The organism is Algoriphagus hitonicola (genome assembly GCF_900113375.1).
GTDB classification, from domain to species: Bacteria; Bacteroidota; Bacteroidia; order Cytophagales; family Cyclobacteriaceae; genus Algoriphagus; species Algoriphagus hitonicola.
On record NZ_FOPC01000006.1, the window covers coordinates 103,368 to 129,683 of the forward strand.

At 43.4% G+C, this 26,316-nt stretch carries 21 protein-coding genes; 3 read left to right on the top strand and 18 right to left on the bottom strand.

Going from position 1 to position 26,316, the window contains the following annotated elements:
* Nucleotide 1: 1 nt before the first annotated feature.
* From BM043_RS09740 to BM043_RS09795, 11 genes are all read right to left on the bottom strand, one after another.
* Nucleotides 2-2,248: an OmpA family protein gene (locus tag BM043_RS09740; protein ID WP_092791143.1), complete on the bottom strand. Its 2,247-nt coding sequence runs from the start codon at nucleotides 2,246-2,248 to the stop codon at nucleotides 2-4.
* A 35-nt stretch (nucleotides 2,249-2,283) separates the two neighbouring features.
* Nucleotides 2,284-3,447, bottom strand: a complete 1,164-nt coding sequence (locus BM043_RS09745; protein ID WP_092791145.1) for a hypothetical protein — start codon at nucleotides 3,445-3,447, stop codon at nucleotides 2,284-2,286.
* A 265-nt stretch (nucleotides 3,448-3,712) separates the two neighbouring features.
* Nucleotides 3,713-4,408 carry an SIMPL domain-containing protein gene (locus BM043_RS09755; RefSeq protein WP_092791149.1) on the bottom strand — a complete coding sequence of 232 codons (696 nt, stop codon included), beginning with the start codon at nucleotides 4,406-4,408 and terminating at the stop codon, nucleotides 3,713-3,715.
* 98 nt (nucleotides 4,409-4,506) lie between these two features.
* Entirely contained in the window at nucleotides 4,507-5,484 is a 978-nt protein-coding gene (locus BM043_RS09760; RefSeq protein ID WP_092791151.1) for a Kelch repeat-containing protein, read from the bottom strand.
* Nucleotides 5,485-5,590: 106 nt separating this feature from the next.
* Entirely contained in the window at nucleotides 5,591-6,439 is an 849-nt protein-coding gene (locus BM043_RS09765) for a prephenate dehydrogenase (protein ID WP_092791409.1), read from the bottom strand.
* Nucleotides 6,436-7,587 (bottom strand): pyridoxal phosphate-dependent aminotransferase, encoded by a 1,152-nt coding sequence (locus BM043_RS09770; RefSeq protein ID WP_092791153.1) that lies wholly within the window; start codon nucleotides 7,585-7,587, stop codon nucleotides 6,436-6,438. The genes BM043_RS09765 and BM043_RS09770 overlap by 4 nt, the downstream gene beginning before the upstream one ends.
* A complete protein-coding gene (locus tag BM043_RS09775) occupies nucleotides 7,584-8,405 on the bottom strand; it encodes a prephenate dehydratase (protein WP_092791155.1) in 822 nt (273 codons plus the stop codon). Before BM043_RS09775 ends, BM043_RS09770 begins: the two co-directional genes overlap by 4 nt.
* The gene (locus BM043_RS09780) at nucleotides 8,402-9,625 is read right to left on the bottom strand and encodes a 3-phosphoshikimate 1-carboxyvinyltransferase (RefSeq protein ID WP_092791157.1); all 1,224 of its coding nucleotides are present in this window, start codon (nucleotides 9,623-9,625) and stop codon (nucleotides 8,402-8,404) included. Before BM043_RS09780 ends, BM043_RS09775 begins: the two co-directional genes overlap by 4 nt.
* Nucleotides 9,626-9,642: 17 nt before the next feature.
* A complete protein-coding gene (gene aroB, locus BM043_RS09785) occupies nucleotides 9,643-10,674 on the bottom strand; it encodes a 3-dehydroquinate synthase (RefSeq protein WP_092791159.1) in 1,032 nt (343 codons plus the stop codon).
* An 86-nt stretch (nucleotides 10,675-10,760) separates the two neighbouring features.
* Entirely contained in the window at nucleotides 10,761-11,858 is a 1,098-nt protein-coding gene (locus BM043_RS09790) for a chorismate mutase (protein WP_092791161.1), read from the bottom strand.
* A gap of 381 nt (nucleotides 11,859-12,239) precedes the next feature.
* Entirely contained in the window at nucleotides 12,240-13,307 is a 1,068-nt protein-coding gene (locus tag BM043_RS09795) for a bifunctional 3-deoxy-7-phosphoheptulonate synthase/chorismate mutase type II (protein ID WP_245753011.1), read from the bottom strand.
* Nucleotides 13,308-13,463: 156 nt separating this feature from the next.
* Here BM043_RS09795 and BM043_RS09800 point away from each other — a divergent pair, with 156 nt between their 5' ends.
* Together BM043_RS09800 and lysS are read left to right on the top strand one after the other, a co-directional pair.
* Nucleotides 13,464-14,645, top strand: coding sequence for a proline dehydrogenase family protein (locus BM043_RS09800; RefSeq protein WP_092791163.1), 1,182 nt, complete (start codon nucleotides 13,464-13,466; stop codon nucleotides 14,643-14,645).
* 78 nt (nucleotides 14,646-14,723) lie between these two features.
* Nucleotides 14,724-16,430 (top strand): lysine--tRNA ligase, encoded by a 1,707-nt coding sequence (gene lysS / locus BM043_RS09805; RefSeq protein WP_092791165.1) that lies wholly within the window; start codon nucleotides 14,724-14,726, stop codon nucleotides 16,428-16,430.
* Nucleotides 16,431-16,517: 87 nt separating this feature from the next.
* Here lysS and BM043_RS09810 read toward each other — a convergent pair whose 3' ends face one another.
* The gene (locus BM043_RS09810; protein ID WP_092791167.1) at nucleotides 16,518-17,261 is read right to left on the bottom strand and encodes a DUF4197 domain-containing protein; all 744 of its coding nucleotides are present in this window, start codon (nucleotides 17,259-17,261) and stop codon (nucleotides 16,518-16,520) included.
* Between the two features lie 246 nt (nucleotides 17,262-17,507).
* On the opposite strand from BM043_RS09810, the gene BM043_RS09815 reads away from it, so the two are divergent.
* A complete protein-coding gene (locus BM043_RS09815) occupies nucleotides 17,508-18,722 on the top strand; it encodes an arginine deiminase (RefSeq protein WP_092791169.1) in 1,215 nt (404 codons plus the stop codon).
* Nucleotides 18,723-18,743: 21 nt separating this feature from the next.
* Here BM043_RS09815 and BM043_RS09820 read toward each other — a convergent pair whose 3' ends face one another.
* The 6 genes from BM043_RS09820 to gatC all read right to left on the bottom strand — a co-directional run bounded on the left by BM043_RS09820 (nucleotide 18,744) and on the right by gatC (nucleotide 26,316).
* Nucleotides 18,744-20,540: a family 43 glycosylhydrolase gene (locus tag BM043_RS09820; RefSeq protein WP_092791171.1), complete on the bottom strand. Its 1,797-nt coding sequence runs from the start codon at nucleotides 20,538-20,540 to the stop codon at nucleotides 18,744-18,746.
* 179 nt (nucleotides 20,541-20,719) lie between these two features.
* Complete coding sequence (locus BM043_RS09825) at nucleotides 20,720-21,787, bottom strand: branched-chain amino acid aminotransferase (protein WP_092791173.1); 1,068 nt, start codon at nucleotides 21,785-21,787, stop codon at nucleotides 20,720-20,722.
* 66 nt (nucleotides 21,788-21,853) lie between these two features.
* On the bottom strand, nucleotides 21,854-22,405 hold the full coding sequence (locus tag BM043_RS09830) for a cob(I)yrinic acid a,c-diamide adenosyltransferase (RefSeq protein ID WP_092791175.1): 552 nt from the start codon (nucleotides 22,403-22,405) through the stop codon (nucleotides 21,854-21,856).
* A 61-nt stretch (nucleotides 22,406-22,466) separates the two neighbouring features.
* The gene (locus BM043_RS09835; RefSeq protein ID WP_092791177.1) at nucleotides 22,467-23,183 is read right to left on the bottom strand and encodes an ABC transporter ATP-binding protein; all 717 of its coding nucleotides are present in this window, start codon (nucleotides 23,181-23,183) and stop codon (nucleotides 22,467-22,469) included.
* A 62-nt stretch (nucleotides 23,184-23,245) separates the two neighbouring features.
* On the bottom strand, nucleotides 23,246-26,029 hold the full coding sequence (locus BM043_RS09840) for a tetratricopeptide repeat protein (RefSeq protein WP_092791179.1): 2,784 nt from the start codon (nucleotides 26,027-26,029) through the stop codon (nucleotides 23,246-23,248).
* Nucleotides 26,029-26,316 (bottom strand): Asp-tRNA(Asn)/Glu-tRNA(Gln) amidotransferase subunit GatC, encoded by a 288-nt coding sequence (gene gatC, locus BM043_RS09845; RefSeq protein ID WP_092791181.1) that lies wholly within the window; start codon nucleotides 26,314-26,316, stop codon nucleotides 26,029-26,031. The genes BM043_RS09840 and gatC overlap by 1 nt, the downstream gene beginning before the upstream one ends.

Consider the following 26,316-nt stretch of genomic DNA (forward strand, 5'->3'; position numbering starts at 1 on the left):
GTTATTTTTTGTCTTTGAAGACTCTTATTTCCACTCTTCGGTCTTCATCTCTGGAGCCGGCTGCTCTTCCTCGTTGGATAAGTCCTCCTTCCGCAATCGAGATTTTGTCAGCGTCAATTTCTAGCTCTTCGGTGAGGAAATTTTTCACCGATTGAACCCGCTGAGCTATCAAATTCAGATTGTACTGGACTGAGCCGGTATTGTCTGCAAAACCCTTCAATTCGATCTGAATCGATTCTTCTTCAGGTATATCAGTCAAGAAATCTTCAATTTTTTCCTTTTCTCCATCACCTAATTCATTTTGGTTGATTTCAAAATAAACATCTATGGTAGAATTGTAGAAAAGGGTGTTTTTCCTTACTTTTTGAACTACCGTATCGGTCCTAGCTGGTCGGTTTTTTAAGCTATCGATCAATATGGAGTCTCGTTGGATTTTGCTCAAAAGAAGAGAATCAAGAATGACGTACTCAGTTTGAACCCGGATAGAATCCGCGTCGTCACCTCTAACCGCAGAAGTGGCAGCAGCTGCTCCACCGACTAACAGGGCATCTCGTAAAATTCGGTTTTGACGAGCTTCCTCTTGCTCATCGCGCTCCATGTAGCGTGTCTCTTTCTCTGAAAAAGTTTCCCGAATGAGATCAGGTGCGCGTGTTTCTTGATCATCTGAATTAGACCTTTGGTTTTCCATGTTGGAAATAGCTACAATCAAAGCTGAATCTCTTTTCGCCTGCGCTTCTAGCATTTCAACTCTAAGGTTGTTCAGTTCGGATTCCAATTCGGATCTGCTGATCATCTCGTTCTGGTATTCGGACTTAGATTTTGAACTACTTTCTGTACTGGTATTCCTGCTTTTCAAAACCCAAGCGGAGTCCAAAAATGCTAGTAAGTTTTCCTCATTTTTATCCTCGATCAGAGAATCCACTTCAAAGTTGAATTGGGTTAAAATGCTGTCATTTTGGCTTTTCAGTGAGTCTAAGGAGTTGATCTGGTCTTCTAGTAAAATGCGCTGATTAGCCAAGGAGTCTTTTTTAAGCTGCTTTAGAGAATCTGCGATAAGCGTATCAGTCATTATCAATTTTTCATATCGGACCAAGCTGTCCAATGATGCTGAAATGCTGTCTCTATCGTAAATCAATGAGTCCTGATCGGATAGCAAGGCTTCTTTTTCTTTCAATTTGGTAGAATCAATACTGGTTTTTTTATCATTTTTTGATGGGATCTGAATCAGGGTGTAGTAATTATTGATGATGGGAGAGTCATTTCGAACAGTCGTATCTGCTGAATCTTTAGGTTCGAATTTATCAGCAATTTTCTCAGGGGTAATTTGATAGCGCTGGGAAATGACCGGAAATCGATAGGATTGCTTTTTCGCCCCAAAACTGAATTTGATCCCTACTCCATGATAGATGTACCAGTCATTTTGACCATCTGGATTTCCCCGATAGGGTTGCTCTCTAATCGGACGATTTTCCCCGGGACGAGCGGCATATTGTTGAAAACTTGACTCGTAGTTTATTTGATATCTTCCCGATACATCATCCAGATAATCGGTAAAGGCATAATTGAATGTGGATTGCGCAAAAAGCTCAAATTGTGGTGTAAGGCGAAAACGTAAACCCATTCCAAAATTCGCGTAGGGAGTCAAGTTACGGTAGGCGGTTTCCCGCTCGGTATTCAGTGGCCTGAGTTCGGTTTCAAACTCCCCATCAACCTGCGGCTGATTATTGCTGTAATCGTAACGATTTCCATCCTCATCCAATAAATCTCCGCGTACATTAAACTGCTGAATTCCTGCGCCAAAAGTTAAGTAGGGTGCAAAAAATGATTTTCCTGACAGTAGCCAATTATTGTCTGGCTTGATCACAAACGAAAGGCCGGCATCCATCAATCGGGTTTGAAAATTTAAGGCACGGTCAAAATTTTGGTTTGGTTCAGCAAAAGTTCCATCGTTTTGGATAAAGCGGTCTGCTGATCCAAATTGGTAAGTCCCTGCACTGAGCTTCAATCCGATGGAAGGGCTTAGGGCATATTCAAGGGAAGCTTGGTAAGACCATTCCGGAGCGTAGTTTTGATGTCTTTTGTACCAATTTGGTAAGTCGCTGAGTGATTCCAATCCAAAAGGCTGAATATCTCCGTAATAATTGGTCGTTCCGGAGCTGATACCCAAGCGCCATTTATAGCCGTGAAGCTGAGCAAAAGCTGAATAAACCGAGCTGAAAAGGAGTATGGTGAGTAATAATTTCTTCATGTGTTTACATTTTCTTTTGAAGCGGTCATCACTCCTTATTTATTCCCTAATCCTAACCAAATTCTTAAGTCCGCACTGATACCGATGTAGGGATTGATGCTTCGGTTTTTTGTGCCATCCGCCTGATAGGTGGTCAAAAAGCTAGCACCTGCATTGATTCTGAAAAATCTAAAAATATTGTAGCCCAGACCGGCATAAACTGGCCAGTTGAAAATCGGACCCGTAATTCGTTCATTTTGAGAATTTTCCAGATTACCGGAAATAAATACGCCCGTCGATAGGGTGAGATTATTCATAAACCGATTGAATGCCCGATTGCCAAGGGGAAAAGACAAACCTGCATACGGACTACTGATGAACTCCCGCTCCGGTAATCCATTTGAAAGCATAATGGCTCCATAACCCGCATTTAAGGTTAGGGCATTGGGTTTTTTCTCGCTGGGATATTTTTTGAAATCCAGTTCGTCCACCTGTACGAGCATCTGAAGGCTGAGGTACTGAATGACTTCGGATTGAAGGGTAGATTCGAGTTCTTCCAAATAATCCGAGGCGTAAGATGCCCGGGCATTATCTTCTTCGTCTGTGTTGGGTTGATTCAACTCTGCATTTTTAAGCTTGAGTTTTTTGCCTTGCTCCAGTTTATTTTTGACTAAATCACTAAATCCTCTGAAGTCCTTCCCGTTTGGCAGTTCAAAATAGTATGCACCCTCTTCTACGATTTCATTTAAGCGACTCAAGATCACTTCCTGAGAATCCAGGAATTTGATTTTACTATTTCTGACTAAAGTGACTGTACTGAGATAGGTTTGGATATTTTTAAAAATCAAGGAGCGAACTTCCTCCATTTGATTTTCACCGGCCTTTTGATAATAGCTAAAAGTTAAATTATATTCATCACTCGCACGTAGGGGATCCGAAACCAAAAGTTGGTAGGACAGGTCTTCATATCCAAAAGGGGTTTTCCACATATAATCGTACCCTTTGGATTCACTTTTATTGGAGGGATAAATCTTAACTTTTACCATTTCGATTCCTTCAGGAATAGCTCCTTGGATATAAAATGATTCTTCAGATGGGAGCGGATTTCCTCCGTTTAGTTCTTGCTGAATGATATCCAAACTGATCGAAGGGATCTGAGCAGAGGATTGGAAAATAATGAGAAATAGAAAAAGAAAAATCGGGTATAAGCTTGCCTTCATAGTGATTGAATTCAGATTGTTGACAAAGTGATTGATGCATAAAGAACTCCTATAATCCTCTTTTAGTTCAAGATTTTAGAAATCATGCATTTGAGAAACAGCTTGATTAGGAATTTTTCAGAAATAAAAAGTTATAAAAATTCTGTTTTATTAGTTTTAACTAGTAAAAAACAATATAAAATTCTGATTGATAGCTTTGAGTTGGTTATGGGTAGGGGTTTTCCCAACAAAGGACAAAAAAAAGACCGCATTCGCGGCCTCTTTTTTAGTAGGTGTATTTGACATAGACGCGTTTGTCTATTTTTAGTTGATCAGTTTGAATCAGCGGTTCTGACTCTTCTGCCATATCACTGGATTTCATCATTCGGGCAGTCGGATAAATCGGTCGGGGTGTATCCAAACTGACATGATGAACTTGGATGCTTCGAATGTTGAGCGTTTCCGCAATCAAGCGAGCACGGCTTTCGGCATCTCTTAGTGCCTCGGTCAGAAGTGTATTTTCCAGGGATTTTTGAGCCGCTTCAGAAAGTTGGAATCCCAACTGAAAACTCATATCCCCGGATGAATTGATGGCTTCGATGATTTTTTGCAGGTCTTCATTGGTACTTGAGGTCACTATCCGCAAGCTCTGTCTGGCCACATATCCACTGTCGCGGCTGTTTCCACTTAGATAAATCCGATTGATGTCCACCGAATAATTATCCGCAATCAATTTATAATCCCGCACTCGCGCTTTTTTAAGTTCGTCCGCCAATTTTTGAGTTTTGGTGTTGAGGACTTTGCTGGCATCGGCGACTTTCATCGCTTTTTCTTCAAGGTTGATCATCAGGACCGCTTCATCAGGGTTTACCAATCGCTGACTATAGCCTTCTACTTCGATCAGTGGGATTTGTTCCAATTGCTGAGCATAGGAAAATGCGGAGATCATTACCGCGGCAATCATGGAAAATAAAGCTTTCATAAAATTATGTGTTTAGCATTTGTATTCTAAAGTCAAAGGACGATCCAATTTGATTTTCCGCTGCTGGCTTTTCCTAAAATTAGGGAAAATTAAGAGATTTAATTTCCTGGACTTTTCCACTCCATGACCTCCATTATAGCCGTTTCTGGTCCTCCACCCCGATTTTTGGATCCTGCAGCGACCCAGATTTTCCCATCAAAAAATACTGCTCCAGTCCCATGTCTTCCTATTCCTAGGCTAGGCAAAGACTTCCATGTCCCGGTTTCCGTATTCAGCACTTCAACTTCGGCATGAGCAGATTCTTGTTTTTCACTTTCTCCATTGAGCACAATCAGGTATTTTCCAATTCCCAAATTGGAATTTCCGGCACGTTCTGTGGGAATTTCCTCTTTTTCCGTCTTCCAGATTCCGGTTTTGAAATTGTAATAATCCACGGCGGCTACGGTAGTTTCCAACACCTTACCGATAGCAGCATGAGAAGTCCGTCCGCCTGCCAAATAGAGTTGGTCGTTCACAATGGCAGCACTGATATGATCTCTCGCATGAGGAGCATCGGGAAGAACCCTCCATTTTCCAGTTTTGGGATCAAGCTCGTCCAGCCAAGGGACAAAACCCTCATAATGCCCGTCGATGATTCCACCTGCCAAATAGATTTTATCTTGATAAACTGCCACACCGGCCGAACCTCGAAGTCTTTCTTTGGGGATTTTTGGTCCGTTGCGCCATTCTTTTTTCTCAGGATTAAAAATGAGAATGTCTTCAATCGGCGTTTCATGTGGGTAGTTTCCGGTAAACGCTCCCACGATCCAAATTTCATTTTCGTAAGCGATCGCCTGAAAGTGACTGATTTCCAAAGGTGCCTGAGCAATGGCTTGCCAGGAATTGGTTTTGGGATCGTATTCGTCTACGGGACGCTCGCCTCGACCTCCGATGAGGTAAAATTTGCCATTACATTCGACAAATGAATTTTCATGTCTTGAGGAAGCTTCGGACTCGGGAATGACGATTTCCCATTCTTCCTGCGCGAGAAGCGGAAAAGAAAGTAAAAGTGCGAATATTAGAAAATAGCGTTTCATAGGTTTTGGGATTTTTTTTCAATTTAGGAAAATGATCTCAAACCCAATTTGAACCCACAAAAAAACCACGAATCACTCCGTGGTTTTTAAATGGTATGTTCTGATTCTATTTCCCCAAATCCAGAATATCTCTGATTTTGTTGATTTCGGCCATATCCTGATACAGGGAATCACTGTCGCCTTCAGCAATTTTTCCTCTAATATCCTGGAGGTTGCTAATGTATCCATCCAAGGCTGCCAAAATATTGTCCTTGTTTTCGGTCAAAATTGGCGCCCACATCGCCGGACTGGACTTTGCCAATCGGACGGTGGAGGCAAAGCCCGAACCTGCCATATCAAAAATATTTTTGTCATCAGCCATTTTTTGCATCACGGTTTTTCCCAGCATAAAGGAGCTTACATGCGAAAGATGGGAGACAAATGCCAAATGCCGATCGTGCTCCTCCGGATCCATAAATCGAAGTTTCAAATTAAGCGCTTCAAAAAGTTGATAAGCTTTTTCCTTTAAGTGAAGATCGGTTTTCTCCATTTCGCAGAGGATCATTACTTTTCTGTCCAGCAGATCAGCAAATGCTGCTTTGGGTCCGGAATACTCCGTTCCTGCGATAGGGTGTCCCGCTAAATATTGCTTCCGTTTGGGATGATTTGTTACTTTTTGACAAAGCTTTGACTTGGTCGATCCCAAGTCTATGACGAGCGTTTCGGGTCCAATTTGATCTAAAGTCTGAACCAATAAATCTCCCAAAGAATCCGCTGGAGTCGCCAAAATCACAATATCGGTATCTTCATCAGCTTGCTCTTTAGCTTCGGTGATAATTCCTAGCGTCTGGGCATCTCGGAGGTTGTCTGATGAAATGTCCTGACCCGTCACTTTCAGCTCTGGGAATTTTCTTCTAGCTCCGAGTCCGAAAGAACCTCCTAAAAGACCTAGTCCAATGATGTGTATTTTATTCATGATTTGATCGGTTTGATTCGTTTGATAGCTTCCAGGATTTTGAATTCGGGCATGCAAAGCGAAATCCGCACATGCTGAACTCCTTTGCTGCCAAAAATATGTCCCGGGGTGATAAAGATGTTTTTTTCGTAAAGTAAGAAGTTGACTAATTCATCGGCTGATTTTCCTTCGGGTAGCTTGCACCAAACAAAAAGCCCAGATTGCTCTTTCGTATAGCTAAGTTCGAGTGAATCGGCCAATTGCCAGACCAGTTTTCTTCGGTTTTCATATTGTTGATTGAGTTCGTCAAACCAGCTTTTGGGTAAGTTCAACGCTGCTACAGCTCCTTTTTGGATGCCCAAAAACATTCCGGAATCCATATTTGATTTCACCTTCAGTACTGCCGAAATCCACTCCGCTTTACCACAGAGCATACCGACTCTCCAGCCTGGAATATTGAAAGTTTTACTCAGGGAATTGAGCTCCATCGCAACATCTTTTCCTCCAGTGACATGGAGAATACTCATCGGATTTGGGTTGAGAATGTGGCTGTAGGGATTGTCGTTAACAAGCAGGATTTGATGTTTTTCGGCAAACCGGATTAGCTTACTAAAGATCTCTTTACTTCCCCGAGCCCCCGTCGGCATATGCGGATAATTCACCCACATGATTTTTACTTTTGACAAATCTCTCGACTCGATTTCCTCCCAATCGGGTTCCCCATTTTCCAAAAGATTATAATCCATCGGATGACATTCGAGCAGTTCCGTGACCGAGCGATAAGTTGGATAGCCAGGGTTAGGGATCAGCACTTCATCACCGGGATTCAAGAAAGCTAAACTCACATGCATGATTCCCTCCTTACTTCCCATCAAGGGAAGAATTTCCTGAAAAGGATTGAGGCTTACGTCAAAAGCCTGCTCGTAGTAAGCAGCCATGGCTGTTCGGAGTTCAGGAATTCCCTGATAGGACTGATAGCCATGAGCCTGGGATTGATCCGCAGCATTCTTTAGAGCGGTTTTGACCGAATCAGCAGGGGCTAAATCGGGACTTCCAATTCCTAAATTGATCACGGGCTTTCCCTCTGCAATCAACTGATTGACCTCTCTTAACTTTGCGGAAAAATAATATTCCTGAATCGAATCGATCCGTTTTGCATATCCCTTCATGGCTTTCTACTCTTATATTCTCCGAAGATTTTCAGGTCCCCGAAATCACTTTTTACTTGCTCCATTGCCGATTTATACTGTTCTCTGTTTTCAAAAACCGCATCTATGAAAAAGGAATATTCCCAGGGCTTTTCCATTACGGGGATGGATTGGATTTTACTGAGGTTGAGCCCAAAATCAGCCAACATGGTCAGTAATTTTGCCAAGCCTCCGGATTCGTTTTTGATGGTTATTTTTAGCGAAGCTTTGTTTGCTTCTTCGCTTCTTTTGGGACTTTTTCTTAAAATGATAAAGCGGGTAAAATTGTTTTTGACGGTTTGGATATCCTCGGCCAGAATCTCCAATCCATAAATATCTGCTGCAATTTTACTGGCAATAGCTGCTGTACCGCTTAGTTTTTCATCTTGGATTCGTTTGGCAACAGTAGCGGTATCGATATCGTCTTTTTGCGCTAGTTTTGGGAATTGTCCTAAAAACTGTTTGCACTGCAAAAGTGCCATAGGATGAGATCGAACTTCAGTCAGGGCTTGAATTTCTTGACCCGGAAGAGCCATCAGTTGATGCGAAATCGGCAAGTAAAATTCATCCCAAATGTGTAATTCATACCGATCAATCAAATCGTAATTAGGAAGAATGGCTCCGGCAATGGAGTTTTCGATTGCCATCACAGCCACGTCCGCAACTTCCTCCGCCACAGCTTTGGCTACGGGTTCGAAGGTGCTGAAGGGAATTATTTCGCAATTTTCCCCAAATTCCAACAAGGCCACTTGATGATGGAATGAACCCGGGATTCCCTGAATGGCAACTTTTAGGCTCATAATTGCTGTGTTGTGATGCCGGCAAGCTGGCAATGCTTCCAGAAGCTGGGGTAGCTTTTATTGACCACAGAGGGATCCTCGATGATGACTTGGGTTTTAGTCAGCAAAGGCATAAAAGCCATGGCCATGCGATGATCATCGTAGGTGTGGATTTTGACTTCGTGAGGCATGGTCACAGAGGGAATCACCTGAAAGACATCGGGCTCGATTTCTTTAAGTTGGGCGTTGAACCTGGCAAGTTCTTCCTGCAGAGCAAAAATCCGATCGGTTTCTTTGATTCGAAGGCTTTCCAAGCCGGTGAAAATTGAATTTTGGCCTAATATGGCGCAGGTGACTGCTACTGTTTGGGCGAGATCGGGACAATGGGTGAAGTCGTAGGTTTCCAGTCCTTTGACGGCTTGTTTTTCCAGCAAAACACCATCTTTTTCGAAAGTACTGCGAATTCCCAATCGATCCATAATTTCCACGATGGCTGAATCCCCCTGCAAACTGTCTTTTTTTAACCCTTTGAGAAACAAAGTTCCTGAATCTGCACAAGCCAAAAGACTAAACCAATAACTGGCTCCGGACCAGTCGCTTTCTACCGAAAAAGTGGAAGGCTGATAGGATTGATGCTTGACCGTAATGCGATTTTCTTCCCAGGTATACGCAATGCCGAAATTTCGCATCAATTCAAGTGTCATTTCGATGTAAGTTCGGCTACCGACTTTTCCTTCCAGTTCCAATTCCAACCCCATCGGCAAAATCGGAGCAATCATCAGCATGGCCGAAATATATTGACTGGAAACATCTCCTCGGATTTTCACCTGATTGGTGGTTTGTTCATTCAATCCATGAATAGCGAGAGGAGGGTAGCCTTCAATATTTAAATAGTGGATTTCCGCTCCGATGGCTCTTAAGGCATCCACCAAAATACCTATAGGCCGCTCACACATACGCGGAGTGCCAGTCATCACCTTCTTTTGATTAGTGACTGTGCCATAAGCAGTCAAAAATCGCATGGTTGTACCTGCATCCAATACATCAAAAACCGGTGGATTGGTTTTTAGCAAGTTGATCATCGTTTGAGTATCACGAGCTTCTGCCAAATTGCTGATTTGGTTTTCTCCTTCGGTCAGCGCATCGATGATTAGCACCCGGTTGGATTCACTTTTAGAAGAAGGAAGGGGGATTTGAACTGTCTCAAAATCGGATTTTTGTGATAATTGGAGCAGCTCCATAGCTTGAGTTTCCAAGATTAGATAGTGGTATAATAGGTTAAGGCTTGTGTCATTTCTCCCCGGCTGACGGGAATATTATAGGTGCAGCTTCCGATCGATTGCAAGAGTGAAAATAGAATAGTCTTCCCTTCATTTTTCTTATCCTGAAGGCAAAGCTCCAGAATTGCTTCCCATTCGGACGATTCGATTTCTATTTTCCCATACACCTGAATCAATTTTTCGGCGATTTCGAAAAGCTCTTTTTTTGCTAAACCGGTTTTTTCTGCTGAAAGCCAAGCTTCGCAAATCATTCCTGCGGCGATGGCTTCTCCGTGAAGGAGATGTTTGGGTCCGTTGAGATAAAAGGTCTCCAGGGCATGTCCCAAGGTATGACCAAAGTTGAGGATTTTTCGAAGTCCAAGTTCTTTTGGGTCTTCCTGTACCACTTGTTTTTTGATCTCTACCGAATGCGATATCAGTGAAGTCCAGTCGTTTTGATCCCAGTTTTGAAAATTAAGGGAATCAAAATAAGCCCTATCTTGAATCAAACCGTGTTTGATAACTTCGGCAAACCCGGAGCGAAGTTCTTGCTTTGGTAGGGTTCGGAGAAATTTGGAAGAGATCAAAACGACCTCAGGTTCATTGAATACGCCCAAATGGTTTTTAAATCCTTGAAAATCCACGCCTAATTTACCGCCTACACTGGCATCGACCTGAGAAAGCAGAGTCGTGGGCATATTGATAAATCGAATGCCGCGCTTGTAGATGCTGGCGCAAAATCCCCCCATATCCCCGAGTACTCCTCCGCCCAAATTGAGTATTAACGCTTTTCTATCCAGCGCCAATTCGGTCATTTTTTCCCAAATCTCCGAGCAGGTTTTCAACGTTTTGAATTCCTCTCCGGGGGAGATGGTAAAAACGGAATGCTTTGGAAGACTTTTTTCAATCAAAGGATAGCAATCCCGAAGGGTGTTTTGGTCGGTCAAAACCAAAAGCTGAGAAAAATCCAGCGACTGGATTTCCTCCTTGATTAAAGCTTCCGGGCTTGGATGGAATATTACTGGATTCACAGGAATTAAATTTCAGAGCAAGTTAATTCAAAATGAGGAAGGGGAGGAGATTTCCCCTTCTTCAGTTTCGCTCAGCCGATAAATTTTTACTTTTTGATGGGTTCTGCTTCTCTCAGTTGCTTTTCTTGACGCTTCACCGACTCTTCGTGAATGGTATAAAGCAGCTCTTTCATAAATTTTTCACTGAGATTTTTTGCCACGCCTTTTTGAGTTCGGCTTTCCATCACTTCTTTCCAGCGGTTGGATTGGAATACAGTCAGGTGATGTTCGCGTTTGTGCTCTCCGATTTGATCGATGACCGCAAATCGTTCCTGTAAAATATCCAAAAGCTGATCGTCTAAGTGATCCACGGCACGACGAAGGTCTTGTAGACGCTCATCCGGTTTCATGTTTTCCAAAGGCTCTTTGAAATCAATCGAATCAATCATCTCTTTCAATCGAGCGGGAGTCACTTGCTGCTTGGCGTCCGACCAGGCTTTGTCAGGATCATGATGAGTCTCGATCATCAAGCCATCGAGGCCAAAGTTCATCGCGCGCTGTGCCACTTCCAAAAGCCCATCTCTTCGGCCCACGATATGCGAGGGGTCATTGATTACTTCCATTCCAGTCCAAACCCGCTTCAGATGAATCGGCATGGACCAGTTGGGTTTGTTTCTGAATCGCTTGTCATAAGCATCCGAGAATCCGCGGTGAATTGCCGCCAATTTATCAATCCCTACCGCATGCATTCGTTCCAAAGCGCCCATCCACAAATCCAAATCTGGGTTCATCGGGTTTTTGACCATCACTGGCACATCTGACCCACGAAGCGCTTCGGCGATTTCCTGTACGGCAAAAGGATTGACGGTAGTCCGGGCCCCGATCCAAAGCACATCTATTTTGTGTTTGAGCGCCATTTCTGCATGTGCGGCATTTCCCACTTCCACGGTAATAGGAATATTCAAGTGATGTCGAACGATCTCCATCCACTTGAGACCTTCTTCACCAACCCCTTCGAAGGATCCTGGACGGGTTCTTGGTTTCCAGATTCCAGCTCTGAAAAGCTGTGGAATCATGTTTTCTTCCTTCATTTCCTTACAAATCTGTTCGATTTGCTCCGGTGTCTCCGCAGAACAAGGTCCTGCGATGATCAGTGGGGTGGTGAGACCTAGTCCCCAGTCTTTGATTTGTTTGTGCGGCTTCATACGGTTTGAGCGTTTTAAATGAAAAAAGCCCGACTCTTTCGAACCGGGCTTTTTGTGTTTTATTTTTCTTTTAGTTTTTGGCTAGGGAATACACAGCTCCGATTCGATTTTTGATTCGAAAGTAAAAATAAAAGAAAGTAAAATAGATCGCTGTGATTAACATGTCGTAAATGTAAGTGGGGATTTTTTAAATGCAAAATAATTTTCGCCAATTTTTTTATTGAATCGATAATTTAACCAACGTTCTTTTAGGATATTTTAAATATCAGTTCAAATTTACCCTGATTTGGCATAAAATTTCGTTTTTTCAGAAAATACAGATTAAATATATTGATTATTTAATTGTTGAGAAATTTCAAAGGGAATTAGCTCCGAATTAGGCTATTTCCGATCTAAAATTTCGGTTTGCTTTCGGATGGATTCCTGATGGAGCAGTCCGAAAATCTCTTGGATCAATTCGGGATTGATGGCTAGTTTTTCAGCCCATTCGGGTCGGGTTTTAAAGATTTCCTTCCATCGCTCCATCTGCAGCACGGCGACATTATTCAGTTTTTTGTATTCCCCGATTTTCTCCACGAGTTCCATCCTACGATGCAGCGCTTCCAGCAAATCGTGATCGGCTTGATCAATTTGATGGCGGATTTCTTCTAACTGATTGAGGGTTTCTTGGCTTTCGAAGCGGACTTTCCGGGTTTTGAGATTTTGGAGCAAAAGCTGAAGATCTTCGGGAGTAAGCTGCTGCTCGGCATCGGACCAGGCCAAATCGGGAGTGTAATGCGATTCGATCATCAATCCGTCAAAATTCAGGTCAAGAGCCTTCTGCGCGATGATTGGTACCAAAGATCTTTTGCCACTGATATGTGAAGGATCATTGATCATCATCATATCCGGGAAGTAGGTTCGGAATTCCACCGCGATTTGCCATAGTGGAGAGTTGCGATGGACTACATCCCTGAAATTGCTAAATCCCCGGTGAATGACCGCGATATCTGATATTCCGGCTTTTTGGATTCGCTCCACCGCTCCAATCCAAAGGCTCAAATCTGCATTGACCGGATTTTTGATCATGACGGGAATTGAAGTTCCTCTTAGGCTTTCCGCAATTTCCTGCACTGTGAATGGATTGACGGTTGATCTCGCACCGATCCAGAAAATATCGACGCCATGCTTGAGCGCTTCCTCTACATGTCGGGCAGAAGCTACTTCCGTGGCAAATTTAAATCTCAGCTGTTTTTTTGAATCCTGAATCCAGGGCAGTGCTATGGAGCCAAGGCCTTCAAAGCTTCCTGGCCGGGTGCGGGGTTTCCAAATACCCCCACGTATGATTTCTATGCCTTGATTGACGAGCGGAGTGATGGTACTCATGAATTGCTCGGGAGATTCCACACTACAGGGACCTGCGATAATTAGCGGTTTGCCGAGTTGGCTTTTTTCGAAAATGGCTTCCAAGGATTGTGAATTAGTTAGCTCTTAAACTGCGGGCTGTGGGCTTTGGTTCGAACTGTAAAGAAACAGGTTTTTCTCTGCCCGAAACTTTCCAATATTCCTAACAAAAGGAAAGCAGAAGTGGTTTTTTTGATATCTTTGCACCTTTATTTGCGCAATATGCCTGTAAAACCCAAAATTTCTTTTGAGAACCTTGAAGTAGCCTTTGCTTCAAAAAGTGACGCCGAACTTCGGAAAATGTATCTGATTTTTGCGACACTGAATAATAATCTGATTTCTGAATTGGGAATCGGATTGGCTAATCTGGCCTTTAAATTACGGTTTCCCGTCAAAGGCATCATGAAAAAGACCATGTTTGGTCATTTTTGTGGGGGAGAGACAATTTCCGAAAGTATTGAAGCCAGTAGGAAACTTGCCGAATATGGAGTGCATTCCATTTTGGATTTGTCGGTAGAAGGGAAAGGCGATGAGAAAAGCTTCAACCAAACTACCGATGAGATTTTCCAAACGATGATCGAATCTTCCAAAACCAATTTTATGCCTTTTGGGGTGTTTAAAACCACGGGCTTGGGTGATTATCACATTATGGAGAAAATTCAGTTGGGAAAAGCCCTGACTGATCAGGAAAAAGAGGCCTTTGAACGAGTCAAAATCCGGGTGGATCGACTATGTAAAGCAGCCCATGATCTGGGGTTGAAAATACTGGTGGATGCAGAAGACAGCTGGTATCAAAATACCATCGACGATCTGGCCTACGAGATGATGGAAAAGTACAATCAAGAAAGAAGCGTGGTATACAATACCTATCAAATGTATCGCCATGATTCCCTGGAGCGATTGAAAAAGGCCCATCAAATTGCTCTGGAAAAAGGTTATAATTTTGCCGCCAAGCCAGTCCGTGGTGCCTATATGGAAAAGGAACGAGAGCGTGCTGAGGAAATGGGTTACCTTGACCCGATTCAACCAAACAAAGCGGCTACAGATCGGGATTATGATGCTGCTATTGAATATAGCGTGAAAAACCGGATCGCCTTAGTTTGTGCCACACACAATGAAAAAAGCTGCCTGAAGCTTACCGAGTGGATGGATGAATGTGACATTAATCCCAAATCGGATTTGGTTTATTTCTCCCAACTATATGGAATGAGTGATAATATTTCATTCAATCTGGCCAAGGCAGGGTACAATGTGGTCAAATACGTTCCCTATGGGCCAGTGGAAAAAGTAATGCCGTATTTGACTCGGAGAGCAGCTGAAAACAGCTCGATTGCCGGTCAAAGCAGTCGGGAGTTTGAGTTGGTACGAAGAGAAATGAAGCGGAGAAAAGGGGAAAGTAAGTAGTATGCAGTCTCAGGAGTCAGTGGGCAGTAGCGGTAAATATGAAATTAGGTAATAAAACATAAATTATAAATCAATAAAATGCAACTTCTGAGCGAACAGGAAATCGAACGAAGAAAAGATCGGGAAGAACTCATCCGTCTGGGGGTAAATCCCTATCCGGCAGCGTCTTTTTCTATCAATGTAACTGCTGAAGATATCCATCGAAATTACGAAAACCGGAAGAACGATTATAAAAATATTTCTATTGCTGGACGTTTGATGAGTCGCCGGATTATGGGCTCTGCTTCATTTGCTGAAATTCAGGATTCTACCGGAAGATTGCAGATTTATGTTCGAAGAGATGACATCTGTACAGGAGAGGACAAAACCCTGTACAACTCAGTATTCAAAAAGCTTTTGGGAATCGGGGATTTTATCGGGGTAAAAGGCTACATTTTTACCACCCAAACCGGGGAGATTTCACTTCATGTTACGGAGCTGACTGTTTTGTCAAAATCCGTAAAGCCGCTTCCTGTCGTCAAGCGGGACGAAGAGGGAAATGTGTATGATGGATTTACGGATCCAGAGATGCGCTATAGACAGCGCTATGTGGATTTGACGGTCAATCCAGAGGTGAAAGAGACTTTTATCACCCGAGCCAGAATCATTTCCAATATGCGTCGCTATTTTGACGATCACGGTTGGCTGGAAGTGGAGACACCAATTTTGCAGGGGGTACATGGGGGAGCTGCGGCGAGACCTTTTCAGACTCACCACAATACCCTGGATATGCCGCTTTTCTTGCGGATTGCCAATGAACTGTATTTGAAGCGATTGATTGTCGGGGGATTTGATGGCGTGTATGAGTTTGGAAAAATGTTCCGAAACGAAGGAATGGACCGAACCCACAACCCGGAATTTACTTCCATGGAAATCTACGTGGCCTATAAAGATTATATCTGGATGATGGAGATGGTGGAGGATTTATTGGAAAAAGTAACCCTCGCCATCCATGATGACACCAAAGTAAAAGTGGGGGATCGGGAAATTGATTTTGCGGGACCTTATCGCCGACTGACGATGTATGATTCGATCAAGGAATATGCTGGAATCGACGTCAGCAAAATGGATGAATTCGAGCTTCGTAAGGTCTGTCAGGAGATGGGGATTGAAGTGGACGATTCCATGGGCAAAGGGAAATTAATCGATGAGATTTTTGGGGAAAAGGTCGAGGCAAATTTGATTCAGCCGACTTACATCACTGATTATCCGATTGAGATGACTCCTTTGGCCAAAAAGCACCGAACCGAACCCGGATTAGTGGAGCGATTTGAGCTTTTTGTCAATGGAAAAGAAATCGCAAACGCGTACACAGAGCTTAATGATCCAATCGATCAACGGGAGCGCTTTGAAGATCAGATGAAATTAGCCGAACGAGGAGATGAAGAAGCCATGGCTTTGGATGAGGATTTCTTGCGGGCGCTAGAATACGGCATGCCGCCAACATCTGGGCTAGGTATCGGAATTGATCGATTGACCATGCTACTGACAAATAAAACAACGATTCAGGAAGTACTGTTTTTCCCTCAAATGAGGCCGGAGCAAAAACCCATCGAACTAAACGAGGAAGAAAAAGCAGTGTACGAATTGGTCAAACAAGAAGGATCAGGTGAACTGAATATCATCAAGGCCGAAGCAGGGCTCAGCAATAAAAAATGGGATCTGTCGGTGAAATCATTGACCAAAAAAGGCTTGATTTCGGTGAAAAAAGAAGATGAAACGCTAATGATTTATTTGGCCAATTAAAAATTGAATCCAAGAGTAATGCCTTTCATCATTTGGTAAAATCAGAGGTAAAAAGCCTGCCGGGATTTGATTTCCGGCAGGCTTTTTTTAGTCATATTTTCGTTGGCGCTCTGCAAAGCCAAATACTTTCTGAAGCAATGGACTGGTTCGGGCGCTGATATTTTCCCGGATCTTTAATTCCTCTTTGGCGATTTCTACAAAAAGCCCATCAATGGCCTTCTGCGTCACATAGGCTCCCAAATCGGTATCCACTTTTTTGACAAATGGAACCTGATTGTAGCGCTCGATGACATCTCCCCAGTATTTGGTTGCATTGACTTTGGTTAGGCTTTGATCGATGATCGGTGCAAATTTTACTGTTAATGAATCCGTAGTCGTCCGTTCAAAATACAAAGTTGCTGCATTCTTTTCACCCAAGAGAATATCTTGGACGTCACGCAAGGTCATCTGCTTGATTGCCGCAGTAAAGATCGGTTTGGCTTCATTTGATGCGTCTTCCGCTGCCCGATTGAGGCTGAGTATAACATCGTCACAGAGTTTTCCCAATCCAATATTTCGTAGGGTGTTTTCGACCTTTTTGGCTTCCTCTGGGAAAAGGATTTTGACATCGAGATTACCCAAAAAACCATCTTCGGCAGAAAGCCGATCCGCAGAGATTCCCGTTCCTTTTTCGAGGGCTTCTTTGATTCCGGCTGAGATTTCCGAATTGCTGGGATTTCCACTCGCTTGCTCAAGGATTTTGGTCAGTTGAGCTGCTGACTCACAAGAGGAAAACAGGAAAAATACACTACTTAAAAGTAGAACAAATACGTTACGTTTGAGGATATGCATTGGATATAAATTAGAATCGAATGTACGAAATTTTGGAGCCGATGGGTTTAGACTTTGCCTATTGTTTATAAAAATCAAACTCGGGTATTATTCTGCAAATTCTTAGCCAGTACTTTGAATAAGCATTTTATCCAATTTAAAATTCCTGAATAAAAGTCATTTTAAATTATTTTTCATCCAATCAAATGGCTTTTAAATTAAAAAATCAGTAATTTTTGATTATAATTTTATTAACCTTTTTTGAAAATGAATCTACGAATTAATTCAGAATACGGCACCTTAAAGGCAGTTTTGATGCATAGGCCCGGAAGGGAAATAGATCGCTTGACGCCTTACAACAAGGACTTTCTGCTATTTGAGGATGTGCCTTACCTGGAAGCGCTGCAAAAAGAACATGATTTTTTTAGCAATCTGATCAAGCAATCTACCGGGGCGCAGGTTTATCAGTTACGGGAACTCCTGATTCGAGTCTTATACGACCGGGAGATTTTGCTCAAATTGATGGAGGACTCATTGCTGCGTTCGGGATTGGTCCATTTGGCAGGAGAGATTTTGGAGCGTTTCTCCACCGCCGAATGTGCCGGGATTTTGACAGCGGGGCTCAAGGTTCATGAATTGCGAAGAAAGATGCCCCAACTCGATGCTGGAGAATTGCTGGAATATGCCTTTCTGATCTCTCCCTGTCCCAATTTATATTTCCAGCGGGATCCCATGGCTTTGACTCCGGGAGGGATTATTTTTTCCTCAATGAAAATGGAAGGTAGGCAGCGGGAAGCGGACCTGTTGCGCACTATTTTTGAAAACCATCCTGATTTTAAAGAACACGTCAACTTGCTGTATCCCGCCAATGGATTCACCAATCCTCCCAGTATCGAAGGGGGAGATGTGATTATTCTTTCGCATGAAGCCGTGGCCATTGGAAATTCGGAACGGACTGATGAAAAGGCCATTTATCAGGCGGCCAAGGCACTATTAGCAGAGGGAACGGTCAAGCGGGTTTATGAAGTTCATCTACCCGAAAAGCGGAATTATATGCATTTGGATACGGTGTTTACCATTTTGGATGAAAACCTGGTACTGACCTATCCCGATGCCATGAATGCCGTGCTCAAAACCTCCTGCTACACGCTCAAAGAGATTCAAGATGATAAGGTTCATATTCGTCGAGAAGTGCTTAAAGAATCACTTTTGACTGTTTTGGATCGGGAAATTCCCCATTTGGAAGTGTTGGCTACCGCAGATGGGAATCCTGATTATTCCATGAGAGAGCAGTGGTTTGACGGAGCCAATGTCTTTGCGATCGGACCTCGTCGGGTGATTTCCTACAACCGAAATATTCATACCAATCGAGCGTTGCGGAATATGGGAGTGGAGGTTTTGGAAATCCCTTCCTCCGAACTCAGCCGAGGACTCGGAGGCCCCCGATGTATGACCATGCCGCTGAGTCGGGCGAGGGTGTAATTTTTAGTTTAGAAGGATATTCTATTTCACCCTCAAAACCTCCGACCGTCCCGAAATCCCATTTTCATTGAATGCCTCAATGCTAAAGTAATACTCCGTATCACGATCAAGGTTTCGCATCAATAGCTTGCTGTCCTTGTAAATCAGCCAAGAATGATACAATTTATCAGGAGCGATTCCCCATCTGATATTGTATCCCTGCGCTCCTTCAACTTCACTCCACGAAAGCTCCGCATCCCGTCGATCCTCCTGCCGATCTACCTCAAATCCCCGAACTTCCTTGGGCTTTTCACTCAAGCCTAACCCAAAGACCCGAATCTCGGATAGGGCTAGATTTGGACTGGGGACTTCCACATTGGAATAGCGCACAAACTTAGCTTCAATGGGTTGGCTCAATGCCAAATAGGCATTTGGAGAATCCTTGTGGCTGTCCTTGCGGTCTACGATGGTTTTCCAGTTTTCTCCATCCATCGAACTTTCCAACAAAAAACGGTGTCTGAGTCCTTCGATTCGAGTATAAATTTCTGTTTCATGATCGTGGTAGTTGAGCTGGATTGCATAGATCTTCCCGGGAGATTTCATTTCTATTTTTACCCATTGCTCCTCATTATTTTCCTCCGCGACCCAATATGATTTTGGATTTTCGTCGGTCAGGACTTGGGCAGTTATTTCTCCAGATTCATTTTTTACGATAGGCAATTCTTCCACCTCGACCTCATCGTCATTGGTGGTGCTTTTGCGGATTTGCATAAGGGAGGAAGAAACGGTCACTTCCCCATCGTAGGAGAGTAGCATCCATCCCGTATGTTCGCCGGCTTTTGTAGGATGGCTGGGAGCAAATCGCGGATAATCACCATAATGCGTTGGTGAATACATTAATCCATCTTTGTCAAAATAGGTGGGAAACATACTCAATCGGCGTTCCCACTGACTATTGGAGGCTAAAGCCATGGTCGCAAAATGCCAATACTGTCCATTGCTCTGTCGCATGGTCATTCCATGTCCAGCGCCATTACTAAATCCACCCGGCTTGAAAGACATCGGGTTGTTTTTCATATAGGTAAAAGGCCCCAACGGTGATTCTCCCACATAAACACCATCTCCATAAACATTGAATTGAGTGCCCGGAGCAGCGTATTGCAGGTAATATTTTCCATTGTGCTTAGTCATAGAAGCGCCTTCCATATAGCCTTCTTTGAGCGTGGGGTGAAAATTGTTTTCTCCAAACCGCTCCCAGCCATGAAGTTCTTCATCCAAGTTGATCAGGTCTTTTTTGACTCCGGTTTCCAGCATTCGGTTGCCTTTGTCCAGCATTTTGACACGAATCGGATGCACATTAGAGGATCCCCAATACAAGTAGGTTTTCCCATCATCATCGATAAACAGCTCAGAATCCTGGATATTGTTAGTGATCGATGGAGTAGGAGTCCACTTTCCGCTTTTGGGATCATCGGTATAAAGAATGCTTCCGTAGCCAGCAGGATCACCGGCGAAATAAACCAATGAATCCTTGTAATTGAAAGCCGTGGGAGCATTGCTTCCCTCAAAAAACCACTGCTCCGGTTTGATAAAAGACCAATTGACTAAATCGGTGGAGTGCCAATAGCCGAATGATCGGGTGACAAAAAGGTAATATTCATCGCGAAATTCGATGACCGCAGGATCAGCACCGGATCGGTAGGAAAGATTATTGGCCGAATTATAGACCATATAGGTGTAGTCAATATCCAAGGGATTGATATAGGTCTGAGGGAGGGGATCTTGACCTTGGAGTTGAGATAAAGCAAAAAGAAGTAAAAGGGTGAGTTTACACTTCATGGGAATGGTATTGAGGATCTGGCAAGAATGAATTCATTTGAAGTTAAAAAATGAAAGCCAAATGGTAGGATTAATCAAATCTTTTTTCTGGGGTAATCCATTTTTGACTGGGACCTGAACTTTTGGTTTCGAATCTGAGAGCAGAAAAAAAGCCAACTTTTCAGCTGGCTTTTAATCGATTAAAACTTCATCACCCAATCGTGTGGATCGGATTTAGTTCCGTATTTGATGCCGTCGAGTTCGGCTAAAACCCGATGCGAGAAAGCATCCGTAGACTTTTCGGGCAATTCATAGTCTTTCCCATCAATATGAATCAACCGGATATGAGCGATAGTGGCGGCTGTTCCCGTACCAAATGCTTCTTCCAATTCCCCATTTTCAAGGGCTTCTTTTAATTCATTTACACTCAAAAACCGCTCTTCGAGAGTTTGTCCCCAGTCCTTGGCCAATTGAATCACCGAATCTCGGGTAATTCCTTTGAGAATGGTACCGGTGTGGGTTGGGGCAGTCACCAAAGTCCCCTTGATTTTAAACATCACGTTCATCGTGCCGCTTTCCTCAATATGGCTGTGACTTTTGCCATCCGTCCAAAGTAGCTGATCGTATCCGGCTTTTTGGGCCTGAAGAGCGGGGTAAAGAGATGCGGCATAGTTACCGGCAGTTTTGGCTGCACCAGTCCCGCCTTCGGTCGCTCGGGTAAATTTGGTCTCTACTTTTACACTGACTGGTTTGGAATAGTAATTTCCAACAGGACAGGTGAAAATGATAAATTTGTAGGTATCTGAAGGCTTTACTCCGATGTAATCATCGGTAGCAAACATAAACGGACGTACATAAAGTGAAGCCCCTTTTGCAGTGGGCACCCAGTCTCGGTCCAAGTCGATGAGTTGGGTAAGTCCTTCCATGAAAATTTCCTCAGGGAGAAAAGGCATACACATCCGCTCGGCTGATTCATTCATTCTGCGCCAATTGGCATCTGCCCGAAAGATGATCACTTCCCCATTTTCGTTTTTATAGGCTTTCAGTCCCTCAAAAATCGACTGCCCATAATGCAGAGCGGCATTGGATGGATTGAGGTGAAGTGGAGCATAGGGTTCAATTCGAAGATCCGTCCATTCCCCATTTTTGTAGTCTGCGACAAACATGTGGTCGGAGATGGTTTTTCCGAAAACCAGATTGGAAAAATCAGTTTCTGAAAGTCTTGAATTTTGGGTTTGTTGAACCGGGAAGGCGAGTGAAGTTTTCATGTGAATGTGCTTTATGGCGTATGCCTTTTAACAAGAGAGGAAATTTCAGTCCTCATCTAATCAGATTTATTGGGTTCGGGGTTTCCAGGTGACTTCTTCTACTTCGAGTTCGACTGCCATTTTTCTCCCCAAGACAAAGAAATAATCGGAAAGTCGATTAAGGTATTTGATTACAAGCTCATTGACATGCTCGTGGGATGCCAGCTCAACGACGAGGCGCTCAGCTCTTCGACAAACAGTACGTGCAATGTGACAAAATGAAACAGACTGATGTCCTCCGGGGAGAATAAAAGCAGTGAGGGCGGGAAGCTGAGCCTCCATGACATCCATGGCTTCCTCAAGTTCCTGAATATCCTCATCATGTAAATCTGGCTTTTTGACTTTGTCTTTACCGGGTACAGTAGCCAAGTCGGCGCCCAAAGTGAAAAGTCGATCTTGAATCGATTTTAGGAATTCGCTTCTTTTTTCGTTGACCGATTGGTCTCTCAATAATCCCACGTAGGAATTGAGCTCATCCACGGTGCCGTATGCATCAATCCGTAGGTCGGATTTGGGTACTCTGACCCCTCCGAGTAATGATGTGATTCCTTGATCTCCTGTTTTTGTATAGATTTTCATTCCTAAGCCCTTCGATTCTGTCACAAAAATAAGAATCTATTTTAGATTTCTCGCTTTCAACTCAGGCATGTACAGCGGCTCCTCGGGTTGGGTTTGGATTGATCGTATCGCTTTCAACCAAGCCGTCTCTCAATCGCACGATTCGGTGGGCATAATGAGCGATATCATCTTCGTGAGTGACCATAATGATCGTATTTCCTTTGGAATGTAATTCATGAAAAAGCTCCATGATTCCGTAGGAAGTTTTAGAATCGAGGTTACCGGTAGGTTCATCGGCGAGGATGATACTGGGGTTATTGACCAATGCTCTTGCGATAGCCACTCGCTGACGCTGCCCCCCGGAGAGTTCATTGGGGCGATGCTTGGTTCGGTCACCCAAGCCCACATTGCTCAATGCCTGAAAAGCGATTTCCTCTCGCTCCGCCTTACTGTAGCCGGCATAGACGAGGGGTAAAGCGACATTTTCCAAGCAACTAGCCCGAGGTAGAAGATTAAAAGTCTGAAATACGAAGCCAATTTCTTTGTTTCTGATTTCAGCCAACTCATTTTCTGTCATATCACTGACATCCTTATTATTTAGAATATAGCGCCCCGAAGTCGGTGTGTCGAGGCAACCAATGATATTCATGAGCGTAGATTTTCCGGATCCGGATGGACCCATAAATGCCACATATTCTCCACGATTAACTTCGATGGAAACGGATTTGAGGGCTTCTATCACTTCAGCCCCCATTTTATAGGTTTTATTGATTTCGTGTGTTTCGATTACTTTAGGCATGTGGCGTAGGTTTAGTTTCGATTAAAAATAGAAGCAATTTTAAGAAAATACGAGTATATGGCTTAGAAGTTTGACAACTGAAGTTTTTCCAAGTCTTCCGGACTGACCCATTCGCTCATTTGTTCCAAGGCTCCGGTGGCATAATTATCAAGTCCAAGCTGTCTGGCAAGCTGCACTTTTTTGATCCAGAGAAGCGGATCTTGATTAAATTCGGTGGCAGAATTCACCAATTCGTAAGCTTTCAGCGGATCACTTTCAATGCTGACAGCTGACCAAATCAAGGGACTCAAAAATGGATTGCTTGTCAATTCATCACCGATTTCCAATGCCTCCATCAAGGCATTCACGGTCTCCTGATTTTTCAAATCCGGATTGGAAAGAAAGGTCTGAAGCGCTTGAGATTCACCTCTTGCATCTTGGATTGATTTTCCTAAATTTTCCAGCTGATCCTTGTTCAATCCGTGAGCTTTAAAGGCCAAAACACGGACAGCTAAATCACTTTTTAATTCATCCGAGGCCAGTTGACTCCATTCATTGTAGGCGTGTTCCGGGATCAGTTGGTGGATTTTTCGAATGATGTCCAAATATTTTTGAAGGTTTTCGTCAGTATCAATAAAAAAGTCAGGAATATCAAGCTCATACTTTTCTCTCAGCTCGATGGCTTTTTCTGCATATCCGCCTAGAGTTAAAATAATCCAATGATGAGGTTTAAATGCTTGAAATCCTTTTTCCTCTGCAGCCATTAATTCTCTAGAAGCTCTCGCAAAATCAGCCTGCTGTGCCAAAATACTGGAGGACAAATGCAGGAAATAACCGGCGTCTCCGGGGTTTCGGAAGGCCAAGCCATTGAGGTTTTTTACCGCATCTGTAATTCTTCCCGCTGCCAAACTTCGGATGACGGCTGTTTCCTGCAAGGGCATGATATAATCCGTCATTTCTTGGGTGGACCAGAGCGAATCGAGCATTTCAAGGTCTTTATCCGGTTGGTTAAAATCCTTGATTGAGAAAATATTCCTCCAGGCGGCTTGAACCAGCATGGGGCTGTTTTCGGTTTCAACCGCATTTTTCAGATCCGTGATAAGCGATTCTTCCGGATAATTGCCAAGGGCATTTTGACGAGCCAGTTCATTGATCAACTGAGGGATTTCGCCGGGATTTTCTATTTCTGATTCATTTTTCCCGGATTTGATAGAAAGCGCAGAAAAATTACTAGCCGATATCGGATCCGAACCACCAGCAAGAAGATTTAAGGCTTCTTCGCTTCGGTTGACTTTGGTGTAAAATAGCGCAAGATTGTTTTTGATGCGATGATCTTCAGGAAAATATCGCAGGGCGTTTTCCAGGTAGTAAATGGATTCAAATAGTTTGTTCTCCCGATGTAAGCGATCTGCAAGCAAAATAACATTATCCACTTGGGGAGCCTGTGAAAAACTCTCCTCTAGGTGTTGTTTGGCCAAAGTAGGCTGATTCAGTTCGAAAAGAAGCTGGGCGGTTGTATTTTTTGCTTTAGGATTGTTTCGGTATCGAGACCAGGCATTTTCATAGATGATACTGGCTTCGAGTTTTTGTCCACTTCGGTAGTAATAATCCCCCAAAACCTGATTGCTAAGTGCATTGGCCTGCACACCTACGATTCCTTCGGTGAAAGCAATGATCACAAGCATGGCGATCAAGCCACCGATTCTGAGATGGTAATAGGGAAGCGAAAATGGCTTGAAAATGATTTTGTCCACGGCCTTGCCCGTATCCATCACCGATAGAAAATTGGAAAATAGATAAATTAAAAAGAACAATGAAAACCCGATTTGGCTGTATACGAGCAAGTGTTTGATGAGTTCTTTTCCGGGTTGGTTTACGCTGATATCCAGTCGCCAAATCAACCAGAGTGTCAGTCCAAAACCCAGCAAATACAAGGCTTTCAGTGTGAAGTTAGAAGCGATCAAATCCAGTCCCGATTTGGTTTTGACATCCAAGGTAAACCATCCCAAAACTCCAACCGGGATTACCAAAAGTAAAGGATTGAAAATGGGAATTAAGGCAAAAGGCGTTTCTCGAAAACTCAGGAGAATATTACCCAAAAACAAAAGATAAATTGCTCCCAGGATCAAAATCTGGACAGAAACCCGAAGGTTTAATTGGCGACTGGCCCGAGCTATCAAGATATAAATTCCTGAAATCAGTCCATGGCCATTCCAAAAAAGCCAGGCACCGGCTAGGAGGACCACAGGAATCAAGGCATGTTCTTCCAAGTAAATGGAGGCATCCTGAATTCCGCTCATTTTGATCATTACTGCCAAAGCTGAACCGAGGAGGACTAAATTAATCATCAGTCGGATTGGAAAGCGCACATTGCCACCACGAATGTGAAAGAAAATCGGGCCGATCAAACTGCCACAAATCGCCAAAATAAGTGCGTAATTGCTACTCACTCCACCGATATTTAATCCGTTGAAATTGGAGAGTGTCAGAACTAGAATCCAAATGATCCCAAAAGCCAAGAAAAACAGTTTTTTGAATTCGGAAACCAAGCTGAGAAGTACCCCTACCAAAACCCACGTCAAAACCCCAAAAAAGAGACTTTCTTCATGATTATATGGACTGGGAAGGGATTTAAACTCTTGAAAAATCAGAAAATTGTCCACCAGAATCGGAAATGAAATCGGTCCCATCTGCACCCAATCGAAGGGAATAGCCACTGTATCCAAAAATGAAGCGGGAAGAATAGCCTGAAAGGCTGCCGGTGAAATGAGTAATTGATAATACGCAAAAAGCCCTCCGGTGATGATCAATAGGAGGGCAGGAATTAGACTTGAATATCGTAGATTTTCTTTTTTTTGCAAATTCATTATTCTAAAACCTTCGGTACGCGGAAATATTTAGAGTCCCGTTTGGGAGCATTTTTAAGTGCTGCATCATGACTGAGGTGCATGCCGACCTGATCCTCTCGCATGTCGTTGACTTCGGAAGACATGGTGGTCAAGGGCTCGATTTGGTCGGTATCCAGCTCATTGAGTTTTTCGACCCAGTCCAAAATCTGACTCATATCTTGGGATATTTTTTCGGCGCTGCTTTCATCAAATTCCAAGCGTGCGAGATGAGCTATTTTTTTGATCGTGTCCTTATCAATATTCAT